This window comes from Fodinibius salinus, assembly GCF_008124865.1.
In the GTDB taxonomy this organism is placed as follows: Bacteria; Bacteroidota; Rhodothermia; order Balneolales; family Balneolaceae; genus Fodinibius; species Fodinibius salinus.
The window spans coordinates 194,996-210,031 of record NZ_VNHY01000004.1 but is presented as its reverse complement, the minus strand read 5'-3'; the positions used below and the strand labels follow the sequence as shown (position 1 = coordinate 210,031).

The window sequence follows — 15,036 nt, the reverse complement described above, 5'->3', positions numbered from 1 at the left end:
ATTGATTTTTGAAGCATTATACCAATCTCTTATTATTCGAGTCTATTGAAATAATTTTTTTAACATCCAGTTTTTGATGTCAGCCAGAACAGCGGCTCTACTTATTTTTTTATTTGCAATACAGGCAGTACTGATGATAAATCCATTATCAGAAGCCTGGGCGCAGGAAGATTCCACACCCGATCAGGTTTGGGATATTCGATTTGAGGGTAATAAAAATTACCCGGCGGTAGTATTGGATAAGCAGATTGCTGCGGAAGCTCCTACCTTTTTGCAAAAAGTATGGTTCTTCAATAAAAAAGGGCATGCCGTTGATGAGGTAACCCTCCAAAAAGATGTTATTCGGCTTCGAAACTATTATCGGAGGCGTGGTTTTGTAAATGTAGAAGCTGATTATCGATTAGAAACGATGGGCAAAGAGTGGAAGAAAAGAGTAACATTCGAGATTGATGAGCAAGTCCCTATTCGCATTAGGCAGGTACAGTATGATTTAAAAACAAATGGAGCTGATGAGCAAGAGATCCGAAATAGTGAGGGTTTCAAGAAAACAAAGCGTAAGCATTCTTATCGTGAGGGACAGCGCTATGAGACTATCCGAAAACCGGAGGTGACGGGTCAATTTGCAGATCTGTTCGAAAATATGGGATTTGCTTATGCCGCGGTTGATATTGAGGCCAAAGTAGATACTTCTAAACTTTCGGCTGATGTGCGTATTATTGCAGATTTAGGTCCACGAACCTTTATTGACAGTATTGCCGTTGAAGGCAATGAAAATATATCCGATGAGTATGTAGTTCGGGAGTCGGCTTTGAAAAAGGGAGAGCAATTTAGTTCTCAAAAGTTACAAGAAGCACAACAGGAGTTATTTAATCACCACCTGTTCCGTTTTGTGACGGTGAGTATTCCCAAGCAGGCTAAAGATTCAACTCTGAATTTATCAATGCAGGTGCGCGAAAACAAAAAGCGCTCGGTAGAACTGCTGGCCGGCTTTGGTACCGAAGAGTATCTTCGGGGGCAAGTTAGCTGGACCAATAGAAATGTGGCAGGCAAAGGGCATCGGCTTACAACAACAGCTCACGGATCTTTCATAGAGCAGTCACTCCGGTTCGATTACTTGTTCCCCTATGTTTATAATACCAAAAGCAGTTTTGTTATCTCGCCTTTTGGGCAGCATCTGCTGGAAAATAATTTTGAGCTGCTCCGTGCGGGAGTAACCAACAGCTTTATTTATCGATATAATAAAAAATTTACTGCATCCGCCTCATACGAATTCACCAAAAACAAAGAACTTTCCAAACGTTTTAACACCAGCCTGCCGGATACTACACTTGAATATGATTTGTCATCCTTCCAGTTTAGCAGTTACTTTAATAATACCTTTGGACGCAACCGCCCCGGATGGGTTATCCAGCCGTATGCTGAGGTCTCAGGAATATTTGGCTTAGCAACTTTTAAATTTCAAAAACTGTCAATTGATGTACGCCGTTTTACACAACTGACAAATTCTACTATGCTGGCCGCGCGGGTGCAGTCGGGGAGTCTATTTAATGTGCCGACCGATTCGCTACCCAACAACATCCGGTTTTACTTGGGCGGAACCAGCTCAGTGCGGGGATGGAGCCGACAACAGCTGGGCCCCAAGCGTGCTCTTACCGACAGTACTGGTAGTTTTCAGGAGTACATACCATTGGGCGGACACAGCATGTTTAGTTTCAATCTGGAGGTTCGCCAAGAACTCAACTTTTTAATTAAGGGTTTAGGTATGGCCGTTTTTCTTGATGGGGGACAAGTGTGGGGCACATTTCGCCGATTACAGCGGAGGCCCATACAGTTTGGTACCGGCGGTGGATTTCGATACCAATCTCCCATTGGTCCCATCAGAGTTGATGTAGGTTATAAACTTAATCCCACAGCCCGAGACTTGAATAAATTTAATGGCCAGGATTTTGGTAATGCCTGGGATCGCATCGGCATTCATCTAAGTATTGGACAAGCATTCTAAATGGCTAAACAATCAACAAAAAATAAGACGTTCAAGAAGTGGGGGATCCGTATTTCAGGGATACTGTTGGGTGTTGCTGTATTAGCAGTTGTTGCTCGCCTTTCCCTAAAAACCCCGCTTGTTCAGGGCTGGGTCAAAAATATAGTTGTTAATACAGCTAACAATCAGATAAATGCCAAACTGGATATCGACAAGCTTTCCGGAGATTTATGGCATCAGCTAAAGCTTTCTGGCATTACCTTAACCCGTCAAAGAGATACGCTTATTGCTGTAGATTCAGTAAGGGCAGATTATAATATTTGGGCCTTGGCCAGTGGAGAACTTGATGTTTCTGAACTTGATATTTATCGGCCTACGGCTGATATAAAACAACAAAATGGAAGCTGGGATATAGCAAATGTAGCACCTTCGTCATCAGGCGATGGTGGTATGATACCTTTTCGTATCGATGATTTGCAGTTGCATCAGGGCAAGGTAACAGCTAACGGAGCCGGCCTGCCGGATTCGCCCCTCACAATAGCCGATCTGGAAATATCCAGCAGTATATCTTACAACCAGCCTTCCTATAATGTAGATCTTACGAATTTATCATTCCAGGTGCAGCATCTTACAGATGATCTATTTCAATTGTCAACTTCCGCAGCGGCCAGTGATAAAAAGATAACCCTCCAGAAGCTAGTACTGGCTACGGGTAATTCAGTAATTCAATCTTCAGGCGTTTTTCAAGTGGATGACTCTTCGTTTACGGCGGATTTCTCAGCTGAACCGCTCGGCTGGCAAGATTTGGTACAGGTAGCTAGGCAGATGCCTCTGCGCAGCGATCTGCAACTGTCAGCAGGTATCAGTGGAACGGCAGAAACTGTTAATCTTTCGCTGCAGATGGAGGGCCGCGGTATTGCATCTTTTGATATGAAGAGCCAGGTTCAGTGGAATAAAGGGATAGCACTCAGTCAATTGTCGATAGATGCATCCCGGTTGGATTTGGCAATGTTGTTGGCTGATACGACTATGCCGGAGATCCGTGAATTGCATACCCAATTTACGGGACGAGTTCCTTTGGAGTCATATCAGCAGTCGCAGGGAGATTTACAGTTTACTGTTCGCGACATCTCACGACCTCCATATCAAGTTGATGTGCTTACTGCAACAGGAAATATAAATAATGGTTCAGCCGCAATAAGTTTAGACGGGCAAAGTAAGAAGCAATCAGTATCTGCACAGTTAGAGGCAGAACAGCTATGGTCTGAGCAACCGCAGGTTTTGGGACAGGTTAATGCTCAACATATTAATCCGGGCTACTGGGCAGTTGATTCTACCCTTGTCGGAGATATTTCATTTGATGCTTCCTTTTCGGGCAAAGGTTGGTATCCGGGAGAAGAAAGCTGGAGTTATGCTATAAGGAGTAGCAACAGCCGGTTTATGGAAAAATATATCCGCGGTTTTTCGCTAAGTGGGGAAGTAAATAAACAACAAATTTCGGCTGATGGGAAAGCAGAAATTCGTGAGGGTATTGTACAATTTACAGCAGATGCGAACAATATTTTTACCATTCCGAATTATAATTATGAGCTTCAAACCCGTAATCTCAATGTAGGAGCGCTCATGGGTAAGCCAAATTTTAATACCGCTATTAATGCTGAGCTTTCGGGTAGTGGAAGTGGTATTAGCTTGGCAGATTTGCAGCTTCAAACATCTGTTTCAGTAGACTCATCACTTATCAACGGAGAGCTGCTGCGAAATTTGTCAGCCGGGGTTTCGATTAAAGATACGATTGCGGTTGTAGATAGTGCCCGTCTTAAAAGTACCATTGCAGAGGGTTCACTGGAAGCTCGGATGCATTTGCTAAATCACAATGATCCGGAAAATAAGTTATCGCTGAATCTTGAGTTTAAGGATATTGGTGCCTTAGCACCACTGGCAGGAGTTAAAGGGTTAAATGCCGAAGGGAAAATAACCGGACGGTTGAGCCCAGGGCTGGATCAGGGTATCCAGTTTTCGGGTAATGTGGATTTTTCTGATGTTCGTTATGGAACCGTATTTTCGACAAATCAGCTCCAGGGATCGGTGGACACGAAACTACAGTCAACTATTGATTATTCGGTAGATCTGGACTTAGAGAATCCAGCTTTTTACGGGCTAAATATGCAGGATTTTAGTTTTAAGAGTCAGGGACAATATTTTGACCCGGCAGTTAAAGGTAGTTTTGAACTGACGTTTTCTAGTCCCAAAGAAGGGCGTATTGAACAGGCTGGTTCCTATGATATACGTCCTGACTCTGTACAGCTTACAACCACAAAACTAGATATAATCAGTGATTATCGAACGTTAAGTCTTGAACAACCTTTTGCCGCCACATATAGTAATGATAGACTGAGTGTTGGTACTATGCGCGTAGTCTCTGACCAAGCGTACCTGGAATTAGCGCTGCCGATATTTTCAGAAGAGGAACAGCGTGGAGTAGTAGAAGGTAAGGACCTGAATATTGCAACTATACAGCACTGCCTGTTTGGTAAGCCGGTGGTTGAAGGGATGCTCTCTGGCAGGATGGAAATTACGCGCAAAGATACTGCACTAGATGCTCAGGGAGAAATACTATTGTCAGAGGTCCGTTACAAAGGGGCCGGATTTAATACCCTATCTATAGAAGGAGGTGTAGAAAATGAGCGACTTAACGGTAGGTTGCGAGTTCGAGACAGGGGAAAAACTCTGTTAGAAGGTGAAGCCTCACTCCCCTTCCGATTGGCAAACCCCGAAGACTTGCCGCCGTCTTTTTTTGATGAACCTGTCGAGGGCAAGCTTCGGATGAAAAAAATATCAATTAAACAATTTGGGGATATTTTTGCTGATTTAGGTATTACCAATAGTACCGGGAAAGTGGCTTTCGCAGGATCACTCAGCGGTGAGGCCGGTAACCCAAAATTTACGATTGATGCCAGCTTAACAGAGGGAGAGCTGTCAGGGGTGGGGGTCGATTCGGTGACTGCCGGCGGTACCTATAATCACGATAAGCGAAGTCTCAATCTGGATGCTTCGGTAACATCTCTAAAACAGAAGGCAGCCGAAATAAATGTGCAGTTCCCCTTATTTATCGATTTAAAAACTTTCAATGTGGATTTACCGGGCCGCAAAGATTCAGTATCTGCTAATATATCAACAAATGATTTTAATTTGGCAGCTGTGGATGATTTTCTGGATCCAAAGAAGGTGCGCGGGGTGAAAGGTACGCTTGACGGTGATGTGCGTATTGAAGGACCGGCGGGTGACTTACAGGCAAAGGGCCAGCTTACATTTCGTAATGGTGTATTCCACTTGGTGCCGGCAGGTATTCAGGTACAGAATATCAGTTCAAAAGTATTATTTCGATCTGATGAAATTCAGCTGCAGTCTTTTTCTGCTAAAAGCGGCAAGGGTAAACTCACCGCCAAGGGTATGGTTGAGTTTGCTGAAATGGTACCGGGAAATATCAATTTGGATGTGAATGCAAGTAATTTTCGTGCAGCTAATAGTAAAAAATACAGTGCGGCCATTAATTTAGATTCCCGAGTTCGAGGTACTGTCACGAAACCCAAAGTAAGCGGCAACCTCAGCTTTGTAGATGGTTTTGTGCGACTGGATAATTTTGGAGAAAAGTCGGTAGAAACAGTTTCTCTTGACTCCACGAAAGAAGAACCTAGAGTTAGTGTATATGATTCGCTGTCACTGGATATGAACGTCTCATTTAATCGCCGGTTTTTTATCAGGAATGAAAGATATTTGGAGATGGAAGCCAAACTTGATGGTTCGGTGGAATTGCTGAAAGAACCCGGCAGTAAGCTACAGCTTTTTGGCACGATCAATACCCCCGAAGGCTACGCCTTACCGTTTGGTAAACGATTTAAGCTGCAGGAAGGAGCGGTTACCTTTACCGGCAATCCCAAAAACCCCAACCTTATGATTCGCACTCGGTACGAACCGCCCCAAACCAAAGAGGATATTATCATTTGGTATATCATAGAAGGAACGGTAGAGAAGCCGAAATTCAAGTATGAGAGTCAGCCACAGATGGAGCTGGACAATATTATCAGCTATACTATATTTGGACAGCCTTATTATGCGCTCAACTCTTGGAAGCAGGCAGTGGCAGGGTCCGGAAGCAACAATGCAGCAGCCAATATTGCGATCGATGTGTTACTGGATAGGGTAGAGGCGTTGGCTACCCGCAAGCTGGGTATAGATGTAGTAAAAATTGATAATACCCAAACAGCTGGAGACAATGGCACTGCTATTACTACCGGTTGGTATATCAGTCCCAAAGTATTTTTTGCTATACAGAATGTAATTACCGGTTCACGACCGGATACCAGTTTCCTATTGGAGTATGAACTCAAGAAAAATTTAAAGCTTCTATTGCGCCAAGGTAATGGCATCCGAGAAGGTATAGATATAAAATGGGATTATGATTATTAGGATAGAACACAGATAAAGCTGGTTGAATAGATTTTCGCAGATTATATATGTTAATATCTGTGTAAATTTGCTTGATCCATATAATTCGTGTTCTATAAACTTTTTAGAACTAAAATATTTTTTTGACATGTATTCAAACGAAGACAAGCAATTAGCAGAAAAAGTATTAGAATTCAGTTGTGATCTGGAGTCCGGCCAAAATGTGATGCTGCAGCTGGTAGGACTTAATGGCATTGGTTTGTTGCGGGCGCTGGTAGAGCACACACGCAAGATGGGAGCAAATCCATTTATACAGATTGAAGATACCGAAATTCGTCGTATGCTTATTGAAAGCGGTGATAAAGACTTCTGGACTACGCAGGCCGAAGTAGATCAGCTGCCGCTGATGAAACAGATGGATGCTTTCGTTGGAGTCCGCGCTTCGTTAAATATTTATGAGCAATCCGAGGTCAGCAAAGAGGCCAACAAAGCGTATGCCGATTATTTTGTTGATCCCGTGCATTATAAGGAACGCGTCAACAATACCAGCTGGGTTGTCTTGCGATACCCGTCTGAGGCTTTTGCCATGAATGCCAAAATGCCCACGCAAAAATTCCGCGAATTTTACTACAAAGCCTGTTTGTTGGATTATACCGAGCTGGCCGAAGCCATGAAGCCACTGCAGGATCGTCTGGAAGATACCGATATGATCCGGCTGAAAGGAGAGGAGACCGATATTTCCTTTTCGGTAAAAGACCAGACGTGGATTCCTTGTTTTGGTGAAAAGAATATTCCAGATGGAGAATTATTTTCGTCTCCGATTTTATCTTCCGTGAATGGACATATTTCGTATGCGCCGTCGGTCTACCAGGGCAAACCATTTGAATACGTAAAATTGGAAGTGCGTGACGGCGTGGTTGTTGATTCTGATTCTTCGAATAACGAACAATTGCAGGAAATTTTAGATACTGATGCCGGCGCGCGCCAGTTTGGGGAATTCAGCTTTGGACTCAATCCCGTTATCAAAGAACCTATGTATGATATTCTGTTTGATGAAAAGATTTACGGTTCTAATCATCTGACCCTGGGTAATGATTACGAGATTGCTCCCAACGGAAATGAAAGTAATATTCACTGGGATCTCGTTTGTATCGGCGCGGATGTTTATTTAGATGGTGAGAAAATTCGCGAGGGACGCAAATTTATTACTGATGACTTAAAAGGATTAAACCCCGAAAACTTACTTCAAAAATAAATAGCTCGTTTATTTCATAAGTAATCTTATTTCGCAGTTAATCTGTGGGTTAAACCATTTTGATAAAAAACTGCTATGGCGCTAAGAAATACCCAATTACCAGCAATATTATTTATTATTTGTATTTGGTGTGGAGCTATTTCTGTTAGCTATGGTCAGGCCAATACTGACAAAAAGTTTCAAAATCAGATTAGTGCCAGTACCATCAATGATAATTTTTTGCCGCCTTATCAGGACTATTATTTTACCAACGGACTGCATCTCAGCTACAGCCGATTGGTAAATAGCGATTTTTTCTTGTCTAATATAATGTCAGGGGAACAGCGCAAACAGATTTTGCGCTTTACATTAGGACAGGAAATTTATACTCCTCGTTTAATCCGTGCACAGACCATAGCTAATATTGATCGACCGTATGCTGGCTATCTGTTTTTAACTTCAACTCTGGATACCTTTTGGAGACGGCAAAATTATCTACAATTAGGGTTGACGCTGGGTGTTATCGGACCTTCAGCCGGCGGAGAGCAGCTACAAAAAAAATGGCACAAGTGGTTTGGGTTTCCCCAGCCCCTTGGGTGGCAGTTTCAGATACAGAACTTACCCGTTGCTAATATCAATATGGATTATAAGTACTCTTTTCCGCTATCCTCGAGTGCTGATATTATTTCCAATACGGGATTTAGAGCCGGTACGGCATTCAACGATTTGTCCGCAGGTGCAAAACTAAGATTAGGTGATATAAATGCTATTGATCATTCTGTTGCTACTGCCAGCCAGCTGCAAAAAAAAGGAAAAGATACTCCCGCCGACCATCACAAAAAAGAATGGTTCGTATTTTTGGGGGTTAATAATACTTTTGTGCTGCATAATGCACTTATTGAAGGCAATACTTTTGATAGCACAAAACAAGCGTATATCAAAGAGGCGGAACCTTATTTGCTAACTATTTCCGGCGGATTTGAATATGCCCTGCCCGTTGTTTCGTGGAGACTAGTAATGAGTCAGTTGAGTCCCGAAGTAAAGGGCGGACGCCGACATAATATTGTAAGAGTAAGTATGGCGGTTCGCTTTTAGCAGCTAATAATTAGTAAATGGATCACCCAATCTGATTCCATCGTTTCGATCGGAAATGATGAACACCTCCAACATATTAACACCACGGGTAATGACAGTAGATAGAATAGGCAATATGCCAGTAGTAGCCGGCAGCCCAAACGGAACCGCTTACTGCCCAACTACTAACTGGATATTACCACTAATTTAATCTACTACTGCCTCAGCATCCTCATACGCCTCGGCAAATTCAATACTTTCGCCGTCTTCACTGATTGTAGCCTCAAAGCTTATTTCGCCTTCTTCTTCGTGCTTGAGTAGCTTTGTAGCCAGCTGATCAATGATCTTCGTCTGGATAAGTCGCTTGAGCGGACGTGCACCATAGACGGGATCGTAACCGCGTTCAGCCAGCCAGTCTTTGACGTTATCAGATACCGACAGCTTCATGTCTTTCTTGTCCAGCATTTTGTGTACGCGTCGAAGTTGGATATCCACAATTTCGCGGATGTGTTCTTGCTCTAGCGGATGGAATACAATTACATCATCCACACGGTTTAAGAACTCGGGACGAATTTGTTTTTTGAGCTGGTCCATCAGCTTATCTTGCAGTTTGCTGTACACTTCATCAGTAAATTCGCCGCCGGTTTCTTCAATTTTATCTGAAATAAGATGTGAGCCGATGTTACTGGTCATGATAATAATAGTGTTAGTAAAATCGACAGTAACGCCTTTGTTATCAGTCAGACGACCCTCATCGAGAACCTGTAGCAGCATGTTGAATACATCGGGATGTGCCTTTTCGATCTCATCCAACAAGATAACTGAGTATGGTTTGCGACGTACCGCTTCAGTCAGTTGTCCGCCTTCATCATGGCCCACATAGCCGGGAGGGGCCCCAACAAGTCGACTCACGCTGTGGCGCTCCATGTATTCACTCATGTCAATGCGAACCATGGCATCCTCGTCATTAAAGAGGAAATTAGCCAGTGATCGGGCAAGTTCGGTCTTTCCGACTCCCGTAGACCCGAGGAAAAAGAACGAGCCAATGGGCCGCTGAGCATCCTGCAGTCCGGCGCGTGAACGACGTACCGCATTTGATACTGTTTCCACAGCAGGATCCTGTCCTACCACACGTTTGTGCAGCTCCTCCTCAAGATGGACCAGTTTTTCACGTTCGCTTTGCAGCATCTTGCGTACAGGAATGCCGGTCCACCGCGAGACGATATCAGCAATATCTTCATATTCGACTTCCTCTTTTAACATGGCGCGGCCTTCCTGAACTTCTTCCAGCTTTTCCTGGGTTTCTTCCAGATCGTTTTCAAGCTGATTGATGGTGCCATAGCGCAACTCGGCGACCTTCTCATATTTGCCTTCGCGCTCGGCTTTTTCAGCCTCATTGCGGGTGGTTTCAACAGCTTTTTTGAGGTCGCGCGTTTTCTTAATGAGATCCCGTTCGGTATCCCACTGGTTACGCATAGTTGATCGTTTTTCTTCAAGATCAGCGAGCTCTTTTTCGATATTTTTAATTTTCTCTTCGTTCTGGTCTCGCTTAAGTCCCTCGCGTTCAATTTCGAGCTGACGAATTTGTCGTTCAACCTGATCCAGCTCTTCGGGCATAGAATCAATTTCCAGGCGCAGTCGCGAAGCGGCTTCATCAATGAGGTCAATCGCTTTATCCGGGAGGAATCGCTCACTGATGTATCGATGTGAGAGTTCGGCTGCAGCAACCAGTGCTTCATCCCGAATTTCAACTCCGTGATGGAGCTCATATCGCTCTTGCAAACCACGTAATATAGAAACCGTATCTTCAACCGAGGGTTCATTGATCAATATTTTCTGCATTCGTCGCTCTAATGCACGGTCTTTCTCGATATGCTTACGGTATTCATCCAGCGTTGTGGCACCGATGGCATGAAGCTCACCGCGAGCGAGCGAAGGTTTCAGGATGTTGGCTGCATCCATAGCTCCCTCAGTAGCACCGGCGCCTACAAGGGTGTGAATTTCATCAATAAACAGGATAATTTCGCCTTCAGATTCCTGCACCTCATTGACGATGGCTTTGAGCCGTTCTTCAAACTCACCGCGGAACTTGGTTCCGGCCATCAGGGCACCCATATCAAGAGCTACAATACGTTTACTTTTAAGGCTTTCGGGCACGTCGCCTTTGTTGATGCGTAGGGCCAGCCCTTCTGCAATGGCTGTTTTACCAACTCCTGCTTCTCCGATCAAAACGGGATTATTCTTCGTACGCCGCGATAGAATCTGCATGATACGGCGAATTTCTTGGTCACGTCCGATTACCGGATCAAGCTTGTTTTTTTCAGCCTGTTCGTTCAGATCACGCCCATATTTTTTGAGGGCGTTATATCGACTTTCTGCATTGGGGTCATCTACTTTTTGAGACCCACGGACATCTTCAAGTACTTTAAGCACATCGTTCTTTTTAACTCCATTTTCTTGTAACAGGCTGCCGGCTGCGCTTTTGGATTCCAACATCCCGATAAGTACATGTTCTGAACTGATATACTCATCGCCAAGATTGTCAGCTGACTGTTGAGCGTTGTCAAAAACTTCTTTTGAATCATTTGACAGATACTGTCCCGAAACTGAAGCTCCTTTTACCACGGGCAGTTTGTCGATACGATGCTCAAGTTCAGTTTTCAGTTGCGGGGTCCGCACACCGAGTTTATTTAATATTGTGTTGATGACGTTCTCGGAATCAGAGAGGAAAGCCATCAGTAAGTGTGTGGGACTAACAGCCTGATTGTTGTTGCTGGAGGCCAGATCTACCGCTGATTGTACAGCCTCCTGTGCTTTTAGGGTCAGTTTATCTAAATTCATAATAAGTCAATACTTAGATGGAAATTTCTTTTTGTTTATTTCATTATTATAAAAGCTAATACCGTACCGAACAGAAAAAGGTGTCTAAATTTCAGTGTTATTGCTCTTGAATATGATGCTTTTGTCCGAGAACTGTAATTATGGTAGGAAAACTGTCATTTAGAATTAAGATCGAGTCTGTTTGACAGTCGATTGTCAGTAAGTTGTGTAATTAGAGTGTTTGTTGAATTTGAATCATGCATTTTGTGTTTTTAACTAGTAAATAGAAACAGATCGAAAAAACTATGAGAGAAACAAAACAATCAGGTATAACAATTGAGTTAAAGCGGGGAGATATTGCTAATCAGCCGGAGATTGCTGCCGTTGTAAATGCTGCTAATGCGGAGCTGCGAATTGGCGGTGGAGTAGCGGGAGCCATTCATCGTGCGGCGGGACCAGAACTTACGGAAGAAACACGATCTATGGCTCCAATAGAGCCGGGCGAAGCTGTTATTTCAGGTGGGCACAATTTGCCGAATGAATATATTATCCATTGTCTGGGTCCTGTTTATGGGGAAGACAAGCCGGAGGATAAATTACTCGCTAACTGTTATTCCAATGCACTGGATCTTGCCGAAGATCATCAAATCGAGCGGATTGCTTTCCCATCTATTTCGACGGGTGCTTTTGGTTATCCGATGAAAGATGCTGCCCGTGTTGCTTTTCAGACAGTCCAAGAAAAAATGAATGGGTTGGAATACGTTTCGCTTATTCGCTTTGTGCTTTGGAGCGAGGGTGATATTGCGGTCCACGAAGATGTAATGGAAGAAGTATTTGGCTAATAGCTGGATCAGCGTCTAAGGTAATCACTTGGTTTAATTTCAAGCGTGGACGTTTTCAATGGAAGCTATTTGCTATAAATTTCATTAAGCAAACCGGCTAGTCGGACGCCGCCTTTGAGCAGTTGCTTATTTAACAGATGCCGATTTTTATACTGGTATTTATATCCAATTTCATGATTGTCGGGCAGATCATACACTTGGTCGCGATATTTCATTGATTCATGGGCCCAGTCAACAACTGATGACTCTTGCCATTTGGTAATTTGTGTTTCTGTAGGATGATTAATGGCTGCCGTAAACTCAGTAAAGCTGAGCTGACGATCATCAATCATTTCACTGTCCCATACGCGGTGCAGGTTTGACTCTTCATAGAACCATTCTACCTTGGTATCATTACCGCCGCGATCCTTGCCGTTGCCCACATGCAGCGGCTGGTGGATATCTCCAACCAGATGAATAAGCATTTTTAGTTTTTTTGCTTCTTCATCCGCAGAAAGGTTGCCGCTTTTCAGTTTCTTGATGATTGTTCGCAGTGCATTAACCAAGTCACCATCAGGGTTTTTCTTTGTCTCTTTATAGGTCATTCCATCAGGAATAGTTACCCAGTGCCAGCTGTGCGTATAATCATAAGCCGGATCTGATTTGATACGATCCATCCAGGTGCTGGCAATAGCCATTGAAGTGGGACCAATAATACGATCAACAGCTTTACGGGCTTCAGGAGTTAGATAATCAGCTGCAATTTCGCCGACAATCCGGTGTCCGTTTTTGCCCCAAACTTTTTCATTTCCCGTATGATTTGCAGGTGTAATTAGTAATAATGATAACAGAGCGAGAATGTACATAATAGAATCTGTTTCGAATAAGATTGTTTAACAAAGGGAAATATCCCTACTTTTTAACAAAAAGATAAATACTTTTAAGATTTGTTGAGAGTTTTAAAATACTGGCATTCTATCGTTGTCTATGATCCATATTAAATGTAAGTGGGAACTACGTTCAACATAATGTCGGTTTGAGCGCAATGAATCCTGTTTTTTAATCAGGAGATGTAGTTAATAAAAGCCTTCTTAACATAGAATAGCTCAGGGATGTATGTATTGTTCGATATCACATTTATTATCTTCCATACAGTACTGATCCTGTTTAATCTGTTTGGATGGCTTTGGAAGGCAAGCCGGCGGTGGAATCTGGCTACGCTGTTGTTTACAGGTTTTTCGTGGCTGGGGTTGGGCATCTGGTATGGACTTGGCTACTGCCCGTGCACCGACTGGCACTGGATGGTGCGCCGCAAATTAGGATATACAGAGATGCCCAACTCTTATATTAAATTTTTAATTGAACAACTGACGGGAATAGATGTTAGTGCGGCTGTAGTGGATACTGGAACTGTCATATTCTTTGCATTGGCAATAGCCGGATCGCTCTATGTTAATATCCGAGATTACCGAAACAAGAATAAAAATTAATAGGGAATTTGTGAATTGTCTTGTGATAGGAAACTAGTTGAAGAAGCCTGATATTATAAACAGACTTTTTCAAGTACTTGCTCTATTGATAACCGTTGGCGCTATATCGAGTTATTTTGATTCCAAATCTGATAGCTTCTTAAACAACTCTTTTTCTTCATCAGAAAGTGTCTCGGGTACCTGAATTTGGATGCGAGCAAAAAAGTCTCCTTTTGTTGAACTATTTTTAAATGCAGGCATGCCCATGCCATTGAGTCGAAAGGTACTGCCTCCTGAAGTACCGGCGGGAATTGTAATCTTTGCTTTACCACCCAATGTATTCACGATCGTTTTACCGCCGAGCACGGCCGTATATAAATCTACGGGATGATCGTAATACAAGTTTTTCCCTTTACGTTTATACCCTTCCGGCATATCGATGTTGACTTTTAGAACTAAGTCACCGCGTTGGCCGCCACGAACTTTTGTTGATCCTTTTCCCTTGAGTTTTAGCTTCTGTCCGTCACGGATCCCGGCCGGAATTTCTACCTTCATTTTTTCGTTGCCGATTCGAACTGTTCGGGAAGTTCCGTTGTAGGCCTCTTGCAGCGAAATGGTGACATTTGCCGTAATATTTTTCTTCGTATTTTTATTTTGTGTTCTTCGTTGCTGAGTGCGGGTTCGTTGTCCTCGTGCCTGTTCAAACGGGTTGCCCCCACCGCCGCCGCCAAAAATAGTTTCAAAAAAGCTGGAAAAAGATCCGCCTTGTCCGGTACGGGCACGTCCTTGTTGTGCTCCACCGTTAAAAAGGTCATTGATGTCAAAATTGGTTTGACGTTGCTGTCGCCGGCCACGACTTTGCCCTTGTTGGGTATAGTCTGACCAGTTAAAATCTTGGGCGTTGCCGCCGGCCCGCTGATATTTTTTCCAGTCTTTACCAACCTTATTATACAACTCTCGTTTTTCAGGATCTTTTAATACTTCGTAGGCTTCACCTACCTCTTTAAATTTTTCTTCTGCAGAGGGATCATCCGGGTTTTTATCAGGATGATATTTGGCCGCCTTTTTGCGATAGGCCTTCTTTATCTCATCCTGAGAAGCATTTTTTCCAACTCCGAGTATGTCGTAATAGTTTTTGTATTCCATATGGCAAAAAAGTGCCTTTTAAAATTGTTTGATTGCTTACACTAT

9 protein-coding genes are annotated in these 15,036 nt (G+C 43.3%); 6 read left to right on the top strand and 3 right to left on the bottom strand.

The genetic code is table 11. The features are described from left to right. Window positions 1-76 precede the first annotated feature (76 nt). From LX73_RS11680 to LX73_RS11665, 4 genes are all read left to right on the top strand, one after another. Window positions 77-2,002, top strand: coding sequence for a BamA/OMP85 family outer membrane protein (locus LX73_RS11680; protein WP_148899687.1), 1,926 nt, complete (start codon window positions 77-79; stop codon window positions 2,000-2,002). After that, the gene (locus LX73_RS11675) at window positions 2,003-6,448 is read left to right on the top strand and encodes a translocation/assembly module TamB domain-containing protein (protein WP_148899686.1); all 4,446 of its coding nucleotides are present in this window, start codon (window positions 2,003-2,005) and stop codon (window positions 6,446-6,448) included. Between the two features lie 127 nt (window positions 6,449-6,575). Beyond that, window positions 6,576-7,682, top strand: a complete 1,107-nt coding sequence (locus tag LX73_RS11670) for an aminopeptidase (RefSeq protein WP_148899685.1) — start codon at window positions 6,576-6,578, stop codon at window positions 7,680-7,682. Window positions 7,683-7,757: 75 nt separating this feature from the next. Next, the gene (locus LX73_RS11665) at window positions 7,758-8,756 is read left to right on the top strand and encodes a lipid A deacylase LpxR family protein (protein WP_148899684.1); all 999 of its coding nucleotides are present in this window, start codon (window positions 7,758-7,760) and stop codon (window positions 8,754-8,756) included. Window positions 8,757-8,942: 186 nt separating this feature from the next. Here the strand turns inward: LX73_RS11665 and clpB are convergent, their stop codons facing one another. After that, complete coding sequence (gene clpB / locus LX73_RS11660) at window positions 8,943-11,576, bottom strand: ATP-dependent chaperone ClpB (protein WP_148899683.1); 2,634 nt, start codon at window positions 11,574-11,576, stop codon at window positions 8,943-8,945. 284 nt (window positions 11,577-11,860) lie between these two features. On the opposite strand from clpB, the gene LX73_RS11655 reads away from it, so the two are divergent. Further along, window positions 11,861-12,397, top strand: coding sequence for a macro domain-containing protein (locus LX73_RS11655; RefSeq protein WP_148899682.1), 537 nt, complete (start codon window positions 11,861-11,863; stop codon window positions 12,395-12,397). Window positions 12,398-12,462: 65 nt separating this feature from the next. Here the strand turns inward: LX73_RS11655 and LX73_RS11650 are convergent, their stop codons facing one another. Then, a complete protein-coding gene (locus tag LX73_RS11650) occupies window positions 12,463-13,242 on the bottom strand; it encodes a S1/P1 nuclease (protein WP_148899681.1) in 780 nt (259 codons plus the stop codon). 246 nt (window positions 13,243-13,488) lie between these two features. Here LX73_RS11650 and LX73_RS11645 point away from each other — a divergent pair, with 246 nt between their 5' ends. Next, the gene (locus LX73_RS11645) at window positions 13,489-13,866 is read left to right on the top strand and encodes a DUF2784 domain-containing protein (RefSeq protein ID WP_148899680.1); all 378 of its coding nucleotides are present in this window, start codon (window positions 13,489-13,491) and stop codon (window positions 13,864-13,866) included. 111 nt (window positions 13,867-13,977) lie between these two features. Here the strand turns inward: LX73_RS11645 and LX73_RS11640 are convergent, their stop codons facing one another. Further along, entirely contained in the window at window positions 13,978-14,991 is a 1,014-nt protein-coding gene (locus tag LX73_RS11640; RefSeq protein ID WP_148899679.1) for a DnaJ C-terminal domain-containing protein, read from the bottom strand. Between the last annotated feature and the right edge of the window lie 45 nt (window positions 14,992-15,036).